We start from the raw sequence: 2,181 nt of genomic DNA on the forward strand, positions 1-2,181 counted from the left end.
CTCTCCCCTCCGGGGCGAGAAGACTTGGGGGCTTTGCGGCAGAGAGACGGCAAAGCTTTTGAAGGAAGAGGCGCGCCAGCGCTTGTAAGGCAAACAACAAAACATCGGCGAACCCCGAGTGGTTTCGCCAATCCGGAGGGTTTGAATGGCTTCGTCCGCACAGAGAAGCGGGAGAGCGGGGGATTTTCTACGCGATGCCCTGCCGAAGATCGTGCTCAGTCCGTCGCTGGCGATGGTGCTGATCTTCGTCTACGGCTTCATCGCCTTCACCGTCTATCTCTCCTTTACCGACAGCCGTATCCTGCCGAGCTTCGATCTCGTCGGCTGGAAGAACTATATCAACCTGTTCCGGCTGCGCGCCTGGACGATCGCGATCAAGAATGTCGCGATCTTCGGCTCGCTCTACATCATCTTCTGCTGCGCGATCGGCCTGATGCTGGCGATCTTCCTCGACCAGAAGATCCGCGCCGAGGGCTTTATCCGCTCGATCTATCTCTACCCGATGGCGCTGTCCTTCATTGTCACCGGCACGGCGTGGAAGTGGTTCCTCGATCCCGGCATCGGGCTTGAGGCGGTGATGCATTCCTGGGGCTGGACCAGCTTCCAGTTCAACTGGATCAAGTCGAACCAGATGGCGATCTACACCATCGTGATCGCCGCCGTGTGGCAGACCTCCGGCTTCGTCATGGCGATGTTCCTCGCCGGCCTGCGCGGCATTGACGGCGAGGTGCTGAAGGCCGCCCAGATCGACGGCGCCTCCAACTTCTCGCTCTATCGCCGGATCGTGATCCCGCAGCTTCGCCCGGCCTTCATGTCGGCGATCGTGGTGCTCGCCCATATGGCGATCAAATCCTACGACCTCGTGATCGCGCTGACCGGCGGCGGGCCGGGGAGGGCGACCGAACTGCCGGCGACCTTCATGTATTCCTACACCTTCACCCGCAACCAGATGGGCATCGGCGCTGCCTCCGCCGTGATCATGCTGATGTCGGTCGCTGCCATCATGGTGCCCTACCTCTGGTCGGAACTGAGGGAGAAGAAGCAATGAGCAGCAATGCTTCCACCCAGGTGGTCTCGACGGGCCGCACGGCGCGGTTCTTCATCTACACCGTACTCCTGATCTTCTGCCTCTATTATCTGCTGCCGCTCTACGTGATGGTGGTGAATTCGCTCAAACCCCTGCGTGAGATCCAGGCCGGCGGCATGATGAACCTGCCCGACGCACTGACCTTCGAGCCGTGGAAAAGCGCATGGTCGACCGCCCAGATCGGCGTGCAGGCGACAGGCCTCAAGCCCTATTTCTGGAACTCGATCCAGATGGTGGTGCCGGCGGTGGCGATCTCCACCGTGCTCGGCGCGCTCAACGGCTACGTGCTGACCAAATGGCAGTTCCGCGGCCATAACATCATCTTCGGCCTGCTGCTGTTTGCCTGCTTCATCCCGTTCCAGATCGTGCTGATTCCGATGGCGCGCATTCTCGGCATTATCGGCCTTGCGGGCTCGGTGCCAGGGTTGATCTTCGTGCATCTGGTCTACGGCATCGGCTTCTCGACGCTTTATTTCCGCAACTATTACGCCCAGTTCCCAAGCGAGTTGGTGCGCGCGGCGATGATCGACGGCGCGGGCTTCTTCACCATCTTCCGCCGCATCCTGCTGCCCTCTTCCGGGCCGATCGCGGTGGTCTGCATCATCTGGCAGTTCACCAACATCTGGAACGACTTCCTGTTCGGCGCCTCGTTCTCCGATTTCAACAGCCAGCCGATGACGGTGGCGCTCAACAATCTCGTCCAGTCGTCGACCGGCGTGAAGGAATACAACGTCCATTTCGCCGGCGCGATCATGGCGGCGATGCCGACTTTGCTCGTCTACATCGTCGCCGGACGCTATTTCGTACGCGGCCTGATGGCCGGCAGCGTTAAAGGTTAAGGCCCATGGGTTTTCTGAAAATTGACAAGGTCACCAAGAGCTTCGGTTCCCTGACCGTCCTGCATCAGACCGATATCGAGGTCGAGGAGGGCGAGTTCCTCGTGCTCGTCGGCCCGTCGGGCTGTGGCAAGTCCACGCTTTTGAACATGATCGCCGGTCTCGAGCCGGTCTCCTCCGGCGACATCGTGATCAATGGCCGCTCGATGAACGGCGTGCGCCCGGCGGACCGCAACATCGCCATGGTGTTCCAGTCCT

At 60.5% G+C, this 2,181-nt stretch carries 3 protein-coding genes; all 3 read left to right on the forward strand.

What is annotated here, in order from left to right; genetic code table 11:
* Positions 1-145 precede the first annotated feature (145 nt).
* A complete protein-coding gene (locus tag B4E36_RS10480; protein ID WP_230721490.1) occupies positions 146-1,048 on the forward strand; it encodes a carbohydrate ABC transporter permease in 903 nt (300 codons plus the stop codon).
* On the forward strand, positions 1,045-1,926 hold the full coding sequence (locus B4E36_RS10485; RefSeq protein WP_292053982.1) for a carbohydrate ABC transporter permease: 882 nt from the start codon (positions 1,045-1,047) through the stop codon (positions 1,924-1,926). The genes B4E36_RS10480 and B4E36_RS10485 overlap by 4 nt, the downstream gene beginning before the upstream one ends.
* Positions 1,927-1,931: 5 nt before the next feature.
* Positions 1,932-2,181: ATP-binding cassette domain-containing protein (locus B4E36_RS10490; protein ID WP_345900321.1), on the forward strand; the 250-nt coding region annotated here is incomplete at its 3' end.

It is taken from the genome of Martelella sp. UBA3392 (assembly GCF_002358775.1).
In the GTDB taxonomy this organism is placed as follows: Bacteria; Pseudomonadota; Alphaproteobacteria; order Rhizobiales; family Rhizobiaceae; genus Martelella; species Martelella mediterranea.

What these genes read in the sequence shown, in the direction of transcription:
- B4E36_RS10480 (WP_230721490.1), top strand. Translation starts at nt 146, where the DNA reads ATGGCTTCGTCCGCACAGAGAAGCGGGAGAGCGGGGGATTTTCTACGC.
- B4E36_RS10485 (WP_292053982.1), top strand. Translation starts at nt 1,045, where the DNA reads ATGAGCAGCAATGCTTCCACCCAGGTGGTCTCGACGGGCCGCACGGCG.